Source organism: Nocardioides baculatus (assembly GCF_016735675.1).
GTDB lineage: Bacteria > Actinomycetota > Actinomycetes > Propionibacteriales > Nocardioidaceae > Nocardioides > Nocardioides baculatus.
The window spans coordinates 375,431-392,629 of the sequence record NZ_JAERSG010000004.1; the positions used below are offsets into that span (position 1 = coordinate 375,431).

Here is a 17,199-nt window from a genome sequence, read left to right on the forward strand (position 1 = left end):
ATGACGACCGCGACCACGACCCCCTACCGGCCGTCGACGGCCAAGCGTGTGCAGGTCTGGCTGGCCAACCACTTCGCGATGCTGTCCGCGATCCTGGTCCTGCTCTACCTCTTCCTGCCGGTGGCCTACACCTTCGCGTTCTCGTTCAACGACCACGGCAAGACCAACATCGTGTGGCAGGGCTTCACCTGGAAGCACTGGCAGGACCCGTGCCGCGTCGACGGAGTCTGCGGCTCGCTGGTGACGTCGCTGCAGGTCGGCGCGATCTCCACCGCCGTCGCGACGGTGCTCGGCACCCTGATGGCGCTGGCGATGGTCCGCTACCGCTTCCGCGGCAAGGCGGCGAGCAACGTGCTGATCTTCGTGCCGATGGCGACGCCCGAGATCGTGATGGGTGCCGCGCTGCTGACGATCTTCGTGCAGGGCTTCGCCAACATCGGGCTCAGCCTCGGCTTCACCACGATCGTCTTCGCCCACATCATGTTCTGCCTGAGCTTCGTGGTGGTCACGGTGAAGGCCCGGATCCAGTCCCTCGACCCCCGGATCGAGGAGGCGGCGCAGGACCTCTACGCCAGCCCGATGCAGACCTTCTGGAAGGTCACCTTCCCGCTGATCCTGCCCGGCATCGCCGGTGCCGCGATGCTCGCCTTCTCGCTGTCCTTCGACGACTTCATCATCACGAACTTCGTCTCGGGCAACGAGTCCACGTTCCCCAAGTTCGTCTACGTCGCCTCGCGCCGCGGCATCCCTGCCGAGGCCAACGTCATCGGCTTCTCGATGTTCGTGCTCGCCGTCCTGCTCGTCGTCGGTGCTCAGCTCGTGAGCTCGGTCCGGGCGTCCAAGTTCAAGGAGTGACATGTCACAGCCGATGCGCGTCCTGATGGTCGGGGCCGGAGGCGTCGGTGACGCCGCCGCCCGGATCGCGGTCGAGCGCGACTTCTTCGAGGCCTGGGTCGTCGCCGACTACGACCTGGCCCGCGCCGAGAGCACCGTGGCCGCGGCCACCGGACGGCGTACGGGTGAGCAGCGCTTCACCGCCGCCCGGGTGGACGCGTCCGACGCCGACGCCGTGGCCGCCCTCGCCCGCGAGGTGCGGGCGACTCACGTCTTCAACGCGGTCGACCCGCGGTTCGTGATGCCGATCTTCAGCGGCGCGCTCGCTGCCGACGCGAACTACCTCGACATGGCGATGAGCCTGTCGGTGCGCCACCCCGACAAGCCCTACGAGCAGGTCGGCGTCAAGCTCGGCGACGAGCAGTTCGCCCGGGCCGGCGAGTGGGAGTCCGCCGGCCGCCTGGCGCTGCTCGGTATCGGCGTCGAGCCCGGTCTCTCGGACGTCTTCGCGCGCTACGCCGCCGATGAGCTCTTCGACCACATCGACGAGCTCGGCACGCGCGACGGCGCCAACCTCGTGATCCGCGACGACGACGGCAACGAGGTCTTCGCCCCCGGCTTCTCGATGTGGACGATCATCGAGGAGTGCCTCAACCCGCCCGTGGTGTGGGAGCGCGAGCGCGGCGGGGGCGACCTCGAGAAGGGGTTCTTCACCCTGCCGCCGTTCTCCGAGCCGGAGGTCTTCGACTTCCCCGACGGCATCGGGCCCGTGGAGTGCGTGCACGTCGAGCACGAGGAGGTCCTCCTCATGCCCCGCTGGGTCGATGCCGACCGGGTGACGTTCAAGTACGGCCTGGGCGAGGAGATGATCGGCATCCTCCGCACGCTCCACACCCTCGGCCTCGACTCGACCGAGCCGGTGACGGTCAAGGGCGTGCAGGTCTCGCCCCGCGACGTGGTCGCCGCCTGCCTGCCCGACCCCGCGACGATCGGTCCGCGGATGGAGGGCAAGACGTGCGCCGGGCTGTTCGTGACCGGCACCGGCAAGGACGGAGCCCCGCGCTCGACGTACCTCTACCACGTGGTCGACAACGCCGACTCGATGCGCGACTACGGCGCGCAGTGCGTGGTCTGGCAGACCGCCATCAACCCCGTCGTCGCGCTCGAGCTGCTCGCCGACGGCACCTGGTCGGGCACTGGCGTGCTCGGCCCGGAGGCGCTTCCCCCGAAGCCCTTCCTCGACCTGCTCGCCGCACCGAAGCCCGAGGGGTACGGAAGCCCCTGGGGGATGGAGGACCGCACATGACACTCTCCCAGGAACGGATCCTCGCCACCGAGATCCCCGGCCCCCGCTCGCAGGAGCTGCAGGCCCGCAAGGTCGCCGCGGTCTCCGCCGGCGTCGGCACGACCCTGCCGGTGTACGTCGAGCAGGCGGGCGGCGGCATCCTCCGCGACGTCGACGGCAACCAGCTCATCGACTTCGGGTCGGGCATCGCGGTCACCACGGTCGGCAACGCCGCGCCGCGCGTGGTCGAGGCCGTGCAGCGCCAGGTCGCCGACTTCACCCACACCTGCTTCATGGTGACCCCCTACGAGGAGTACATCCAGGTCTGCGAGAAGCTCGCCGAGCTCACCCCGGGCAGCCACGAGAAGCGCTCTGCGCTCTTCAACTCCGGCGCGGAGGCGGTGGAGAACGCGGTCAAGGTCGCGCGCCACCACACCGGCCGCGACGCCGTCGTCGTCTTCGACCACGCCTACCACGGGCGGACGAACCTGACGATGGCGCTGACCGCCAAGAACATGCCCTACAAGCACGGGTTCGGTCCGTTCGCGGGCGAGATCTACCGCGCCCCGATGGCCTACCCCTACCGCTGGCCGGGTGGGCCCGAGGACTGCGCCGACGAGGCCTTCGACGCCTTCGTCGAGACCGTCCACGCCCAGGTCGGCGAGGACAACTGCGCGGCCGTGCTGATCGAGCCGATCCAGGGTGAGGGCGGCTTCATCGTGCCGCCGCCGGGCTGGCTCCCCCGCGTCGCCGAGTGGTGCCGCGACAACGGCATCCTCTTCATCGCCGACGAGATCCAGACCGGCTTCGCGCGCACGGGCGACTGGTTCGCCTGCGACCACGAGGGCGTCGTTCCCGACCTGGTGACGACGGCCAAGGGCATGGCCGGTGGACTGCCGCTGGCAGCCGTGACCGGTCGCGCCGAGGTGATGGACTCCGTCCACGTCGGCGGGCTGGGCGGGACCTACGGCGGCAACCCGGTCGCGTGCGCCGCCGCGCTCGCCGCGATCGAGACCATGCAGGCCGAGGACCTCCCGGCCCGCGCCCGCGCGATCGAGGCCGCGTTCGTCCCGCGCCTGCAGGCGATCGCGGACCGGCACCCCGACCGCGTCGGCGAGATCCGCGGTCGCGGCGCGATGCTGGCGATCGAGCTGGTCAGCGACGGCCCCGGTCGTACGCCGGACGCGGCCCTCGCCGGCGCCGTGCACCGGGCCTGCTCGGCACAGGGCCTGGTGACGCTGACGTGCGGCACCTTCGGCAACGTCTTCCGCTTCCTCCCGCCGCTCGCGATCGGCGACGACCTGCTCAGCGAGGGCCTCGACATCTTCGAGAAGGCCTTCGACGAGGCCGCTGGCACAGTGGGGTGATGGCTTCCGTGAACGAGACCGTGATCGACCGCGTCCCCACCCAGCTGCTCATCGGCGGGGAGTGGGTGGACGCCGGTGGCGGCGCGACCTTCGAGGTCACCAACCCGGCCACCGGCGACGTGCTCGCCAGCATCGCCGACGGCACACCCGACGACGGCCAGCGTGCGCTGGCCGCGGCGGCCGACGCCCAGGGCGAGTGGCGCGCGACCGAGCCCCGCAAGCGCGGGGAGATCCTGCGCTCTGCCTTCGAGCTGCTCACCGAGCGCGCCGACGACTTCGCGCGCCTGATGACGCTCGAGATGGGCAAGGCACTCGCGGAGGCGAAGGGCGAGGTGGCCTACGGCGCCGAGTTCTTCCGCTGGTTCTCCGAGGAGTCGGTGCGCATCCACGGCCGCTACTCCCAGGCGCCCGCGGGCAACACCCGGCTGATCACCATGAAGGGCCCGGTCGGCCCGACCCTGATGATCACGCCCTGGAACTTCCCGCTCGCGATGGGCACCCGCAAGATCGGCCCTGCCATCGCGGCCGGCTGCACGATGGTCGTCAAGCCGGCCCACGAGACGCCGCTGACGATGCTCGCGCTCGCCGCCCTGCTCGAGGAGGTAGGGCTGCCGAAGGGCGTGCTCAACGTCGTCACGACCACCGACTCCGGTGGCGTGTGCGAGCCGATCATCACCGACCCGCGGCTGCGCAAGCTCACCTTCACCGGCTCGACCGCGGTCGGCAAGAAGCTCGTCGCCCAGGCCTCCGACCAGCTGCTGAGGGTCTCGATGGAGCTCGGCGGCAACGCCCCCTTCATCGTGTTCGACGACGCCGACCTCGACGCCGCGGTCGACGGCGCGATGCTCGCCAAGATGCGCAACATCGGCGAGGCCTGCACGTCGGCCAACCGCTTCCTCGTGCACACGTCGGTCGCCGAGGAGTTCTCCCGCCGTCTCGCCGAGCGGATGGGCGCGCTGACCGTCGGCGACGGCACGCAGGACGGGGTCGACGTCGGCCCGCTCATCACCGAGAAGGCCCGCAACGGCGTCCACGAGCTGGTGAGCGACGCGGTCTCCGCCGGCGCCCGTGCGGTCGTCGGCGGGCAGATCCCCGACGGTCCCGGCTTCTTCTACCCGCCCACTGTGCTGGTCGACGTACCCGACACCGCCCGGGTGTTCCGCGAGGAGATCTTCGGCCCGGTCGCGCCCATCATCACCTTCGACACCGAGGAGGAGGCGATCGCGCGGGCCAACGACACGGAGTACGGCCTGGTCGCCTACCTCTTCTCCCAGGCGCACACCCGGGTGATCCGGGTCAGCGAGGCGCTGGAGTTCGGGATGGTCGGCGTCAACACCGGCATCGTGTCCAACCCGGCCGCGCCATTCGGCGGCGTGAAGCAGTCCGGCTTCGGCCGCGAGGGCGGCTTCGAGGGCATCGAGGAGTACCTCGAGACCAAGTACGTCGGCAGCGCCCTGTGACGGTCACGGAGGTCGACCGCTCGCGGCTGGCCACGCTCCACGCCGAGGAGGAGCAGCGGTTCGTCGACCTGCACCCGACCTCCGCCCACCTCGCCGCCGCCGCCGGTGAGCACCTGCTCGCCGGGGTGCCGATGCCGTGGATGACGCGGTGGCCCGGGTCGTTCCCGCTCTTCGTCGAGACGGCCGGCGGCGGCCGGTTCACCGACGTCGACGGCCTCGACTACGTCGACCTGTGCCTCGGCGACACCGGCTCGATGACTGGTCACTGCCTGCCCGCGGTGGCCGACGCCGTGCGGGAGCGCACCGAGCGCGGCATCACCACCATGCTGCCCTCGACCGACGCGACCTGGGTGGCCGCGGAGCTGAGCCGGCGCTTCGACCTGCCCCGCTGGCAGATGGCGATGACCGCCACCGACGCGAACCGCTTCGTGCTCCGCTTCGCCCGGCACCTCACCGGCCGGCCGCGGATCGCGGTGATGGACTGGTGCTACCACGGCACGGTCGACGAGACCCTCGGCGTGCTCGAGCACGGCCGCGCGGGCGACCGCGTCGTCGCCCGGCCGGGTGCGCTCGGCCCGCAGGTCGACGTCTCCGTGACGACGGCGGTGGTGCCGTTCAACGACCTCGACGCGCTCGACTCCCGCCTGGCCGAGGGGGACGTCGCGTGCCTGCTGATGGAGCCGGCGCTCACCAACATCGGGATCGTGCTGCCCGACGAGGGCTACCTCGCCGGCGTCCGCGAGATCACCCGCAGGCACGGCGTGCTCCTCGTCAACGACGAGACGCACACGATCTGCGCGGGGCCGGGCGGTGCGACCGCGGCGTGGGACCTCGATCCCGACTTCGTCGTGATCGGCAAGCCGATCGGCGGCGGCATCCCCGTGGCCGCCTACGGCATGAGTGCCGACGTCGCCTCCCGCCTCGAGGGTCCGATGCTCGGCCACGACATCGACGTCGCCGGCGTCGGTGGCACCCTGTCGGGCTCGGCGCTCGCGATGGCGGCCGTCCGCGCCACCCTGTCGACCGCGCTGCGTCAGGAGGACTTCGACGTCGCGATCCCGCTGGCCGAGTCGTTCACCGACGGGATCCAGGGGGTCATCGACGACCACCGCCTCCCCTGGCACGTCCAGCGGCTCGGCTGCCGCGCCGAGTACTGGTTCTGCCCGCCTCCGCGGGCCGGCGCCGAGGCGGCGGCAGCCGTCGACGAGGAGCTCGACGCGTTCTTCCACCTCTGGACCGTCAACCGCGGCGTGCTGCTCGCGCCGTTCCACAACATGTCCCTGTTCTCACCGTTCCACACCCCGGCCGACGTCGACGCGCACACCACGGTGTTCCGGGCGGCGGTCGAGGCGCTCGTCGGCTGACGTCAGTCGAGCACGCCGGCGGCCCGCGCCGCGTCGGCGTACGCCGTGGCGAGCGAGTCGACGGTGTCGTGGGCGTTGAGGCCCGACGGGTTGGGCACGACGAAGACGCGCGAGCTGCCCCAGCGCTCGTCCTGCTCGCCGACGACGGCCGTGCGCCGGCCGAACGCGGAGCGGTAGGCGGTGATGCCGGCGACCGCGACGACGACCGGCTCCCGCTCGGCCACCAGGCCCCGGAGCCGCTCCCCTCCGGCGCGCAGCTCGGCGGTCGAGAGCTCGTCCGCCCGGGCGGTCGCACGGGCCACGACGTTGGTGATCCCGATCCCCCGGCTGCGGAACAGCTCGCGGTCGTCGTCGGTCATCCCGGCGGACGGGTCGACCGGCTGCCGGAGGATGCCCGCCCGCAGGAGCGCGGGGTAGAACCGGTTGCCCGGGCGGGCGAAGTGGGTCTGCGTCGCCGCCGTCCAGAGGCCGGGGTTGATGCCGGACGAAGAGCAGCCGGAGCGGCTGCCCGGGCCCGGGCAGCAGGTCGGGGACCTCGACGTCGCGGAACGACTCCAGCTCGGCCCTGGTGAACCCCATGGGCCCATCCTGCCGTGCCCGGTCCCGGCGCCTCGAACCTGATGACGGCGAGGTGGCGCAGGCGTACCGTGGAGGGATGTGGAGCTGGCTCCGGGACCTCGGTGGTCTCGTGCTGCTCTGGCTGTGCCTCCACGTCGCCTGGTGTGCCGTTTTCGGCACCTGGCGCGCGTGGGAGGTCCGTCTCGCGAGGGGCGTGGTGCGCCGCGTGCGTGGCACCCCTGCCGCCACGGTCGTGCCGGTCCGCCGCCCCATCGAGGACGTCGCGGCGGACGTACGACGGCTCCGCGCCGCCTTCGAGCGCCCGGGGCTCCGCTTCGCGAAGTGGGAGGGCACCCGACTGGCGTACGACGCGGCCCTCGCTGAGGCGGCCGACAGCCTCGAGATCCCGCACCTCCTCCTGGTCATGGCGCCGGGGGTGGAGCTCGACGTGGAGCGCGGACGGGTCGAGTGGCTGCTCCGGGAGTCCGGCCTGCTGCTCCACGACCGGGCCGCCTGACGGCGTAGGTCCCCGGACGCACGAGACCCCGCCTCCCTTGCGGGAGACGGGGTCTCGGATGTTGCGGTGCCGGTCAGTGACCGGCGGTGATCACTTGGTGATCTTGACGACGCGGCCGGCGCCGACCGTACGGCCACCCTCACGGATCGCGAACCGGAGGCCCTCGTCCATGGCGATGGGCTGGATGAGCTCGACCGACATCTCGGTGTTGTCACCCGGCATGACCATCTCGGTGCCCTCGGGCAGGGTCACAACACCGGTCACGTCAGTCGTACGGAAGTAGAACTGGGGACGGTAGTTGTTGAAGAACGGCGTGTGACGGCCGCCCTCGTCCTTGCTGAGGATGTAGACCGAGGCCTCGAAGTTGGTGTGAGGCGTCGTGGTGCCCGGCTTGATGACGACCATGCCGCGCTCGATGTCCTCGCGCTTGGTGCCACGGAGGAGCAGACCGACGTTCTCGCCCGCCTGGCCCTCGTCGAGCAGCTTGCGGAACATCTCGACACCGGTGACGGTCGACTTCTGGGCGGTCTCGCGGATGCCGATGATCTCGACCTCCTCGTTGACCTTGACGATGCCGCGCTCGATGCGACCGGTGATGACGGTGCCGCGACCGGTGATCGTGAAGACGTCCTCGACAGGCATGAGGAACGGCTTGTCGGTCTCACGCTCGGGGGTCGGGATGGCCTCGTCGACGGCGTTCATGAGCTCGACGATCGAGTCGCCCCACTTCTCGTCACCCTGGAGGGCCGGGAAGGCAGCAACGCGGACCACGGGGATGTCGTCGCCCGGGAACTCGTACTCGGAGAGGAGCTCGCGCACCTCCATCTCGACGAGCTCGATGAGCTCCTCGTCGTCGACCATGTCGCACTTGTTGAGCGCGACGACCAGGGCGGGGACGCCGACCTGGCGGGCGAGGAGCACGTGCTCACGCGTCTGCGGCATCGGGCCGTCGGTGGCGGCGACCACGAGGATCGCGCCGTCCATCTGAGCCGCGCCGGTGATCATGTTCTTGATGTAGTCGGCGTGACCCGGGCAGTCGACGTGCGCGTAGTGGCGCGCCTCGGTCTGGTACTCGACGTGCGCGATCGAGATCGTGATGCCGCGCTGACGCTCCTCGGGAGCCTTGTCGATCTGGTCGAAGGCCGAGGCCTCGTTCAGATTCGGGTACTTGTCGTGCAGCACCTTGGTGATCGCCGCGGTCAGCGTCGTCTTGCCGTGGTCGATGTGACCGATGGTGCCGATGTTCACGTGCGGCTTGGTCCGCTCGAACTTCGCCTTAGCCACTGGGGCTCCTCCTGGTTGGGTTTGAACTTGAACTCATGGGTGTGAAACGGGGTGGTGCAGGGTCCTGCTGTCCGGGGCTGGCCCCGGGGCGATCACTCGCCGCGGACCTTCTTGACGATCTCCTCGGCGATGTTCGAGGGAACCTCGGCGTACGAGTCGAACTCCATGGAGTACGACGCCTGACCGGAGGTCTTCGACCTCAGGTCGCCAACGTACCCGAACATCTCCGACAGGGGCACAAGCGCGTTGACGACCATGTCGCCGTGACGCTCCTCCTGGGCCTGGATCTGGCCGCGGCGCGAGTTGATGTCGCCGATGACCGTGCCGAGGAAGCTCTCCGGGGTGGTCACCTCGACGGCGAACATCGGCTCGAGCAGGACCGGCTTCGCGCGGCGGGCGGCCTCCTTGAAGGCCTGGTTGCCGGCGATCTTGAACGCGAGCTCGGACGAGTCGACGTCGTGGTAGGCGCCGTCCTCGAGCGAGAACTTCACGTCGACCATGGGGTAGCCGGCGAGCACGCCGAACTCCATGGCCTCCTGGCCGCCCTGGTCGACCGAGGGGATGTACTCCTTCGGCACGCGACCACCGGACACGTTGTTGACGAACTCGTAGCCCGCGCCCTGACCGGTCTCCGGGTCGATGTTGGGACCGAGGTTGATGACGACCTTGGCGAACTGACCCGAACCACCCGTCTGCTTCTTATGGGTGTAGGAGTGCTTCTCGACCGTGTTGCGGATGGTCTCGCGGTAGGCGACCTGCGGCTTGCCGACGGTGGCCTCGACGCGGAACTCGCGCTTCATGCGGTCGACGAGGATCTCCAGGTGGAGCTCGCCCATGCCGGCGATGATGGTCTGACCCGTCTCCTCGTCGGCCTTGACCGTGAAGGTCGGGTCCTCGTCGGAGAGACGCTGGATCGCGGTGCCGAGCTTCTCCTGGTCACCCTTGGTCTTGGGCTCGATCGCGACCTCGATCACCGGGGCCGGGAACGTCATCGACTCGAGGACGACCTGGTTGTTGGGGTCGCACAGCGTGTGACCGGTCTTGGTGTCCTTGAGGCCCATGACGGCCACGATCTGGCCGGCGCCGACCGACGCGATCTCCTCACGCTTGTTGGCGTGCATCTGGTAGACCTTGCCGATCCGCTCCTTGCGGCCGTTGACCGAGTTGACCACGGTCGAGCCGGCCTCGAGCTTGCCCGAGTAGACCCGGACGTAGATCAGCTTGCCGAGGTGCGGGTCCGAGGCGATCTTGTAGGCCAGGCCGGAGAACGGCTCGTCGTCGGACGGCTGGCGGACGATGACCTCGTCCTCGTCCTTGACCGAGTGGCCCTGGATGCCGTCGATGTCGAGCGGCGAGGGCAGGAACTTCACGACGGCGTCGAGCAGGGGCTGGACGCCCTTGTTCTTGAACGCGGTGCCGCAGAGGACCGGGTTGAGCTTGTCGGCGAGGGTGGCACGACGGATCGCGGCCTCGAGCTCGGGGACGGTGAACTCACCCTCCTCGAGGAACTTCTCCATGATGTCGTCGTCGGCCTCGGCGAGCGTCTCGAGGAGCTTCTCGCGGTACTCCGCGGCCTGCTCGGCGAGCTCGGCCGGGATCTCCTCGACCTCGTAGTCCTCACCCATCGTGGTCTCGCCGCGCCAGGTCAGGGCACGCATGCCGACCAGGTCGATGACACCGAGGAAGTCGGACTCCGCGCCGATCGGCAGCTGGAGCACGAGCGGCGTGGAGTTGAGGCGCTCGACCATCATGTCGACGCAGCGGAAGAAGTCCGCGCCCGTGCGGTCGAGCTTGTTGACGAAGCACATGCGGGGGACGGAGTACTTGTTGGCCTGGCGCCACACCGTCATGGTCTGGGGCTCGACACCGGCGACACCGTCGAACACGGCGACGGCGCCGTCGAGGACGCGCAGCGAGCGCTCGACCTCGGCGGTGAAGTCCACGTGACCGGGGGTGTCGATGATGTTGATCTGGTGGTCCTTCCACCAGCAGGTCGTCGCGGCGGACGTGATGGTGATGCCGCGCTCCTGCTCCTGCTCCATCCAGTCCATCGTGGCGCCACCCTCGTGGACCTCACCGATCTTGTAGGTGATGCCGGTGTAGAAGAGGATGCGCTCGGTGGTGGTGGTCTTGCCGGCGTCGATGTGCGCCATGATGCCGATGTTGCGGACCTTGTTGAGGTCGGTGGTGATGTCGACAGCCACTGAAAGTCTCAGTCCCTCGTAAGAGTTGATGGGTTGGTGGGGCGGGGCTCCCGGCGGGAGCCCCGCTCAGGTCACCAGCGGTAGTGGGCGAAGGCCTTGTTGGACTCGGCCATCTTGTGGGTGTCCTCGCGCTTCTTCACAGCGGCACCGAGGCCGTTGCTCGCGTCGAGGATCTCGTTCATGAGGCGCTCCGACATGGTCTTCTCGCGACGGTCGGAGGCGTAGCCCACGAGCCAGCGCAGGGCCAGCGTGGTGGAGCGGTTGGCCTTGACCTCGACGGGGACCTGGTAGGTCGCGCCGCCGACGCGGCGGGACTTGACCTCGATGGCCGGCTTGACGTTGTCCATCGCACGCTTGAGCGTGATGACGGGGTCGGAGCCGGTCTTCTCACGGACGCCCTCGAGGGCGGTGTAGACGATGCGCTGCGCGACAGCCTTCTTGCCGTCCTGGAGGACCTTGGAGACGAGCTGGGTGACCAGCTGCGAGCCGTAGACCGGGTCGGAGACGAGGGGGCGCTTCGGGGCGGGACCCTTGCGAGGCATTACTTCTCCTTCTTCGCGCCGTAGCGGCTGCGGGCCTGCTTGCGGTTCTTGACACCCTGGGTGTCGAGCGTGCCGCGGATGATCTTGTAGCGGACACCGGGAAGGTCCTTCACACGGCCGCCGCGCACGAGCACGATCGAGTGCTCCTGCAGGTTGTGACCGACACCCGGGATGTAGGCGGTGACCTCGACGCCACTGCTCAGGCGCACGCGGGCGACCTTGCGGAGGGCGGAGTTCGGCTTCTTCGGGGTGGTCGTGTAGACGCGCGTGCAGACGCCGCGGCGCTGCGGGGATCCCTTCAGGGCGGGCGTCTTGGACTTCGACACCTTGTCCTGGCGGCCCTTGCGGACCAGCTGGTTGATGGTGGGCACCGGGTGGTTCCCTCTCTCTGTCTTCTCGTCTCGGCCCGGCGCGGTGCCGGACTCGGGGGTGTTGCCGTGGAGCTGCGTGCCTGTGCGGTCCCGAGGACCGCGTCCCTACCAGCGGCAGTTGAGTGCGCGCGCAGGGGTCTGGGCGTGCCAGACACAAGGATTGAGGCTACTCGGGGCGCACACGCAGGGTCAAAACGCCGCAGGAGCCGTCCGCACACCGTCGCGGACCGCCTCGTCGCCGTCGGCCGCCCGGTCGTGACGGGCCCGTTCGAGCCTCAGGTACATCATCGCAGACAGCACAACCCCGACGATCGTCATCAGCCCGCCGCCGAGCAGCGTCCACCGGGCGCCGTACTCGTGGCCGATCCAGCCGATGATGGGCGCGCCGACGGGCGTGCCGCCCATGAAGATCATCATGTAGAGCGCCATCACCCGGCCGCGCACGCCGGCGTCGGTGTGCAGCTGCATGTAGGTGTTGGCGCTGGTGATGAATGTCAGCGCGGTGAGCCCGGTGACCGGCGCCAGCAGCGCGAACGTGAGGTAGGACGGCATCAGGCCGGCCAGCATCACCGAGAGGCCGAAGGCGATCGCGGCGCCGACGACGAGGCGCTGGCGGATCTCCGTCCGACGGGCGGCGAGGAGCGAGCCGGCGAGCGAGCCGACGGCGAGGAAGGAGCCGAGCAGGCCGAACTCCTCCGGGCCCTTGTCGAAGACCTCGGTGGCCATCAGCGCCGAGGTGATCTGGAAGTTGAGACCGAAGGTGCCGGCGAAGAAGACCAGGCCGAGCACGAGGAGCAGGTCGGGACGGGCCCGGACGTACGCGACGCCCTCGCGGATCGCCCCCGGCCCCCGGTTGGCGGGGGCGGCGTCGATGCGGCTGACGTCGAGGTGGCGCAGCGACCAGATCGGGGCGGCGTACGACACCGCGTTGGCGAGGATGACCCAGCCGGTCGCGACCGCTCCCCCGCCGAACGCGGCGATGAGCAGGCCGGCGAGGCCGGGGCCGACGAGGCGCGCGGCGTTGAAGCTGGCGGAGTTGAGGCCGACGGCGTTGGTCAGGTCGACCGGCTCGACGATCTCGGAGACGAACGACTGGCGCGCGGGGGCGTCGAAGGCCGAGGCCGAGCCCAGGAGGAAGGCCAGGACGTAGACGTGCCAGACCTCGGCGGTGCCGGTCACGGCGAGCAGGCCGAGGACCAGGGCGGGCACCGCCATGCCGAGGTTGGTCAGCTGGAGCAGCCGCTGCTTGGGCATCCGGTCGGCGACCAGGCCGGCGAACGGCGTCAGCAGCAGGAAGGGGAGGAACTGCAACCCCGTGGTGATGCCGAGCGCAGTGGCGCCGGAGCCGGCGGCCAGCTCGAGGACCAGCCAGTCCTGGGCGACGCGCTGCATCCAGGTGCCCGTGTTGGACACCACGCCGCCGGCGGCGTAGCGGCGGTAGTTGGGGTTGGCGAGGGAACGGAACGTGGGACTCGTGGTGACTCCTCGGTCGGTGTCGGTCGGTGTGTCAGTCGGCGGTGGCGAGGCGGGCCAGGATCGGCGCGGCCTCGCGGAGGGCGGCCCGCTCGGCGGGCGTCAGGCGGGCGAGCTGCTGCGACAGCCAGGCGTCGCGGCGCTGCCGGTCGGCGAGCACGGCGGCCCGACCGGCGTCGGTCAGCGAGACGACGACCTGGCGGCCGTCGGTCTCGTGCGGACGGCGTACGACGTAGCCGTCGCCCTCCAGGCAGTTGACCGTGCGGGTCATCGACGGCGGCTGCACGCGCTCGGCGCGGGCCAGCTCGCCGACGGTCTGGTCGCCCAGCCGGACGAGCAGCCCGAGCACGACCATCTGCGGGATGCTCAGGTCGTTGTCGGGGTGGCGCTCGGAGACCAGGCGGCGGCGCAGGCGCATGACACCGGCCCGGAGCTCGGAGGCGAGCCCGGCGTCGGTACGGAGGTCGGCGGTCGGCATGTCGTTAGCGTAACTCATTACCTGTGCTAACTATTCCGGCAGCCGTCGACCTCGCGTCTCACGGACTTGGAGGGCGAGTCGGACACGTGGAGGGGGTTGCAACGGCCTCCGAGTGTCGGAGTCCCCGCACGTGCGGGGACTCATGCAGGCCCGAGCGAAGGTCTCAGGTGAGCCAGGAGGTGATCGGGGCGATCGCGAAGTAGACGACGAAGAGGGCCGCGACGATCCACATCAGCGGGTGCACCTCGCGCGCCTTGCCGACGACCACCTTGATCAGCACGTAGGCCAGGAAGCCGGCGCCGATGCCGACGCTGATGGAGTAGGTGAACGGCATCAGCACGATCGTCAGGAAGGCCGGGATCGCGATCTCGAGGTCCTCCCAGTCGATGCCGCGGACCTGCTGCATCATCAGGAAGCCGACGAGGACGAGCGCGGGGACGGCCGCCTCGGAGGGGATCGCCTCGACCAGCGGGGCGAAGAACGTCGAGAGCAGGAACAGCACTCCGGTCACGACCGACGCGAGGCCGGTGCGCGCACCCTCGCCCACGCCGGACGCCGACTCGATGTAGGAGGTGTTGGACGAGACCCCCGCGGCACCGCCGGCCATCGCCGCGACCGAGTCCACGATGAGGATCCGCTGCGAGTGCGGCGGGATGCCCTCCTCGTCGTTGAGCCCCGCCTCGGCACCGATGGCCGTCATCGTGCCCATCGTGTCGAAGAAGTCGGCGAGGAGCAGCGTGAAGGCGAGGAGCAGGGCGGCCAGGAAGCCGACGGACGAGAAGGCGCCGAAGAGCGAGAACTGGCCGAGGGTGCCGAAGTCGGGGACGTCGACGACGCCGTTGAGCTCGGGGACGTTGAGCGACCAGTTGCCGGGGCCCTCCTGGGCCGCCGCGCCGAGGTCGAGGACCGCCTGGACGACGAAGGCGAGCACCGTCGTGGCGATGATCGAGATCAGGATCGCCCCGCGCACCCGGCGTACCCAGAGCGCGATGATCAGCACGACGCCGATCGCGAAGACGAGGACCGGCCAGCCGGTCAGGGTGCCGCCGTCGCCGAGCTGCACCGGCACCGTGGTCTTGAAGGCGTCCGGGATGCGGGTCACGAAGCCGGCGTCGACGAAGCCGATGAGGGCGATGAAGAGCCCGATGCCGACGGAGATCGCGACCTTGAGCTGCTGCGGCACCGCGTGGAAGACCGCCTTGCGGAACCCGGTCAGGACGAGGACCAGGATGATGATGCCCTCGAGGACGATGAGGCCCATCGCGTCCTCCCAGGTCGACCGGGTGGCGATGGCGTTGGCGACGAACGCGTTGAGGCCGAGGCCCGTCGCGAGCGCCAGCGGGAAGTTGGCCACGGCTCCCATCAGGATGGTCAGCACGCCCGCGACCAGCGCGGTGCCCGCGGCGATCACGGGCAGGTTGGACCCGTCGCCCGTCCCGCCGCCGAGGTAGGCACCCGTCGAGTCGGGCACGAAGCCGAGGATCAGCGGGTTGAGCACGATGATGTAGGCCATCGTCAGGAAGGTCACGACCCCGCCGCGGACCTCGCTGCCGACGCTCGAGCCCCGCTCGGTGATCCGGAAGAACCCGTCGAGGCCGGAGGCCTTCGAGGTCGGCCGCGTGGTCTGCGTGTCGTCGCTCACGGAATCGGAGTCTGGCAGACGTATGTGACCTGCATGTTTCGCCTCGCCGCAGCGTTGTAGCGTGACGGCGTGGACCTGGGTGACGAGCAGCCGATGCAGCACGAGATCGGCAACCGCACCTACATCGTGGCGCAGGTCGAGCCGCTCGACGTCGACGGTGTCCGCACCACCGAGGTCGGCACGGCGCTGTGGCTGCTCGGCTTCCTCGGGCTCCTCCCCTTCTGGGGCACGCTGCAGGACAGCGGGCGCACCTGGTGGCTGTGGACCTGCCTCGCGGGCTTCGGCCTCGGCCTCTGCGGGCTGGAGTACTGCCGCCGTCGCCGCAAGGAGCGCGCCGCGCAGCAGGGACGGCGGCGCGCATGACGAACACCCCGAGAGCGCTCCCCCCGACCCGCTGGGAGCTCGCCGGCGAGCGCAACCGCGGCTACGGCGAGACCTTCGCCCAGCGGGTCGCCGAGGGCGCGGACGTCGACGGGGAGGCCCGGCTCGTCGACGCGCTCGCGCCGCGCGGTGCCCGCATCCTCGACATCGGCTCCGGCATGGGCCGGGTGTCGGCGGCGCTCCGGGCGCGCGGCCACCGGGTCGTGGCGACCGAGCCCGACCCCGCCCTGCGCGCGCAGTCGGAGGCGACGTACCCCGACCTCGTCGTCCTCCCCCACGAGGCGCTGGCGCTCGATCCCTCGGAGGTCGGCCCGTTCGACCTCGTCGCCGTCGTCGGCAACGTGATGGTTTACCTCGGCGAGGACACCGAGCGGCGCGTGCTCGAACGGGTCCGCGAGCTGCTGGCGCCGGACGGCCGCGCGGTCATCGGCTTCCACCTCACGGCACTGAAGGCCGGCAGCCGGACCTACCCGGCCGACGAGTTCGTCGCCGACGCGACCGCTGCCGGGCTGCGGGTCGTCCACCGCTTCGGCAGCTACGAGCTGCACGAGCCCAACGACGAGTACGCCGTGTGGGTGTTGGAGCCGGAGTCGGGGCCGGGGCAGGCCTGACGGCTAGAGCGTCTCGAACTCGTCGTCGGTCAGCGTGTCGAAGGCGTGCTCCGGCATCGGCAGCGGCTGCTGCTTGCGCGCGAGCTTGACCTCGGAGTGGGCCCCGCAGCCGTGGTCGAAGGTGACGACGCTGCCGTCGTCGTTGGCGTTGCCGTTGGCGCACACGCCGAACCGGTCCGCGAGCGAGCCGTTGAGCCGGACCAGGAAGCCGCACGACCAGCACTGGTCGGGAGCACTCTTGGCGAGCGGCGCGTCCGGCCCGCCGGTGCCGGCGTTCCAGCGCTCGGCGGCCATGTCGAGGCCCTCGCGGCTCAGCGTGCGGACCCGGCCCAGGCCGAGCTCCTCGGCGACCCGGCGCACCTGGGCGCGGGCGTCGCCGTCCATCGGGCCGTCGAGCGGGTCGTCGCCGACGAGGTAGGTCGGGACCAGGCGGGCGTCCTCGTCCTCCACCGGCAGCAGGTCGCCGGGCGAGAGGTCGCCGGGCTGGAGGCGCTCCTTGTAGGGCACCCACGCGGGAGCGACGATCGCCTCGTCGCCCGGCAGCAGCACGACCTCGTTGACCGTGAGGTCCTTGCCGCGCTTGGCGCGGGTCAGGGTGACCGACCAGTGCCAGCCGGGGTAGCCCGGCCGGGTGCAGGCGAAGTGGTGCGTGACGACCCGCTCCCCCTCGGCGTACGCACCGAGGTGGTCGCCCACCTCGTCGCCGTCGGCGACCTCGAGCACGATGCCGCGTGCGAGGTCGGCGGCCTTGGCGAGGGCCGAGTCCGGCTTGCCGGAACGGGTCGGGAGAGAGATCACGTGCGCCATCATGACAAACGGTGCGCGGTC

16 protein-coding genes and 1 pseudogene are annotated in these 17,199 nt (G+C 70.4%); 8 read left to right on the plus strand and 9 right to left on the minus strand.

Features of this window, described 5'->3' with window-relative positions:
* The 5 genes from JI751_RS14940 to JI751_RS14960 are packed head-to-tail and all read left to right on the plus strand — an operon-like array spanning nucleotide 1 to nucleotide 6,310.
* Nucleotides 1-855, plus strand: coding sequence for an ABC transporter permease (locus tag JI751_RS14940; protein WP_236666269.1), 855 nt, complete (start codon nucleotides 1-3; stop codon nucleotides 853-855).
* Between the two features lies 1 nt (nucleotide 856).
* Nucleotides 857-2,140: a saccharopine dehydrogenase family protein gene (locus JI751_RS14945; RefSeq protein ID WP_236666270.1), complete on the plus strand. Its 1,284-nt coding sequence runs from the start codon at nucleotides 857-859 to the stop codon at nucleotides 2,138-2,140.
* Nucleotides 2,137-3,486 (plus strand): 4-aminobutyrate--2-oxoglutarate transaminase, encoded by a 1,350-nt coding sequence (gabT, locus tag JI751_RS14950; RefSeq protein ID WP_201938412.1) that lies wholly within the window; start codon nucleotides 2,137-2,139, stop codon nucleotides 3,484-3,486. The genes JI751_RS14945 and gabT overlap by 4 nt, the downstream gene beginning before the upstream one ends.
* On the plus strand, nucleotides 3,486-4,946 hold the full coding sequence (locus tag JI751_RS14955; protein ID WP_201938420.1) for an NAD-dependent succinate-semialdehyde dehydrogenase: 1,461 nt from the start codon (nucleotides 3,486-3,488) through the stop codon (nucleotides 4,944-4,946). Before gabT ends, JI751_RS14955 begins: the two co-directional genes overlap by 1 nt.
* Nucleotides 4,943-6,310: a transaminase gene (locus tag JI751_RS14960; protein ID WP_201938429.1), complete on the plus strand. Its 1,368-nt coding sequence runs from the start codon at nucleotides 4,943-4,945 to the stop codon at nucleotides 6,308-6,310. Before JI751_RS14955 ends, JI751_RS14960 begins: the two co-directional genes overlap by 4 nt.
* Before the next feature lie 2 nt (nucleotides 6,311-6,312).
* Here JI751_RS14960 and JI751_RS14965 read toward each other — a convergent pair whose 3' ends face one another.
* Nucleotides 6,313-6,897, minus strand: a complete 585-nt coding sequence (locus JI751_RS14965) for a mismatch-specific DNA-glycosylase (RefSeq protein ID WP_236666271.1) — start codon at nucleotides 6,895-6,897, stop codon at nucleotides 6,313-6,315.
* Nucleotides 6,898-6,965: 68 nt separating this feature from the next.
* Between JI751_RS14965 and JI751_RS14970 the strand changes: the two genes are divergently transcribed.
* Nucleotides 6,966-7,385, plus strand: a complete 420-nt coding sequence (locus JI751_RS14970; protein WP_201938431.1) for a hypothetical protein — start codon at nucleotides 6,966-6,968, stop codon at nucleotides 7,383-7,385.
* A gap of 90 nt (nucleotides 7,386-7,475) precedes the next feature.
* On the opposite strand, the gene tuf is transcribed toward JI751_RS14970, so the two are convergent.
* The 7 genes and pseudogenes from tuf to JI751_RS15005 form a co-directional block, all read right to left on the minus strand.
* Nucleotides 7,476-8,669 carry an elongation factor Tu gene (tuf, locus tag JI751_RS14975; RefSeq protein WP_201938433.1) on the minus strand — a complete coding sequence of 398 codons (1,194 nt, stop codon included), beginning with the start codon at nucleotides 8,667-8,669 and terminating at the stop codon, nucleotides 7,476-7,478.
* A gap of 92 nt (nucleotides 8,670-8,761) precedes the next feature.
* Nucleotides 8,762-10,822, minus strand: coding sequence for an elongation factor G (fusA, locus tag JI751_RS14980; RefSeq protein ID WP_236666362.1), 2,061 nt, complete (start codon nucleotides 10,820-10,822; stop codon nucleotides 8,762-8,764).
* A gap of 122 nt (nucleotides 10,823-10,944) precedes the next feature.
* Nucleotides 10,945-11,415, minus strand: a complete 471-nt coding sequence (gene rpsG, locus JI751_RS14985) for a 30S ribosomal protein S7 (RefSeq protein WP_201938443.1) — start codon at nucleotides 11,413-11,415, stop codon at nucleotides 10,945-10,947.
* Nucleotides 11,415-11,786 (minus strand): 30S ribosomal protein S12, encoded by a 372-nt coding sequence (rpsL, locus tag JI751_RS14990; protein ID WP_056599611.1) that lies wholly within the window; start codon nucleotides 11,784-11,786, stop codon nucleotides 11,415-11,417. The genes rpsG and rpsL overlap by 1 nt, the downstream gene beginning before the upstream one ends.
* A gap of 189 nt (nucleotides 11,787-11,975) precedes the next feature.
* A pseudogene (locus tag JI751_RS14995) lies at nucleotides 11,976-13,238 on the minus strand (MFS transporter); the annotation flags it as partial.
* 55 nt (nucleotides 13,239-13,293) lie between these two features.
* Nucleotides 13,294-13,737 carry a MarR family winged helix-turn-helix transcriptional regulator gene (locus JI751_RS15000; protein WP_236666272.1) on the minus strand — a complete coding sequence of 148 codons (444 nt, stop codon included), beginning with the start codon at nucleotides 13,735-13,737 and terminating at the stop codon, nucleotides 13,294-13,296.
* Nucleotides 13,738-13,900: 163 nt separating this feature from the next.
* Nucleotides 13,901-15,379 (minus strand): NCS2 family permease, encoded by a 1,479-nt coding sequence (locus tag JI751_RS15005; RefSeq protein WP_201938447.1) that lies wholly within the window; start codon nucleotides 15,377-15,379, stop codon nucleotides 13,901-13,903.
* Nucleotides 15,380-15,448: 69 nt separating this feature from the next.
* Here JI751_RS15005 and JI751_RS15010 point away from each other — a divergent pair, with 69 nt between their 5' ends.
* The gene (locus JI751_RS15010) at nucleotides 15,449-15,742 is read left to right on the plus strand and encodes a DUF2530 domain-containing protein (protein ID WP_307814269.1); all 294 of its coding nucleotides are present in this window, start codon (nucleotides 15,449-15,451) and stop codon (nucleotides 15,740-15,742) included.
* Nucleotides 15,739-16,371, plus strand: coding sequence for a class I SAM-dependent methyltransferase (locus tag JI751_RS15015; RefSeq protein WP_201938448.1), 633 nt, complete (start codon nucleotides 15,739-15,741; stop codon nucleotides 16,369-16,371). The genes JI751_RS15010 and JI751_RS15015 overlap by 4 nt, the downstream gene beginning before the upstream one ends.
* 3 nt (nucleotides 16,372-16,374) lie before the next feature.
* On the opposite strand, the gene JI751_RS15020 is transcribed toward JI751_RS15015, so the two are convergent.
* Entirely contained in the window at nucleotides 16,375-17,178 is an 804-nt protein-coding gene (locus JI751_RS15020) for a DUF3027 domain-containing protein (protein WP_236666273.1), read from the minus strand.
* Nucleotides 17,179-17,199 lie beyond the last annotated feature (21 nt).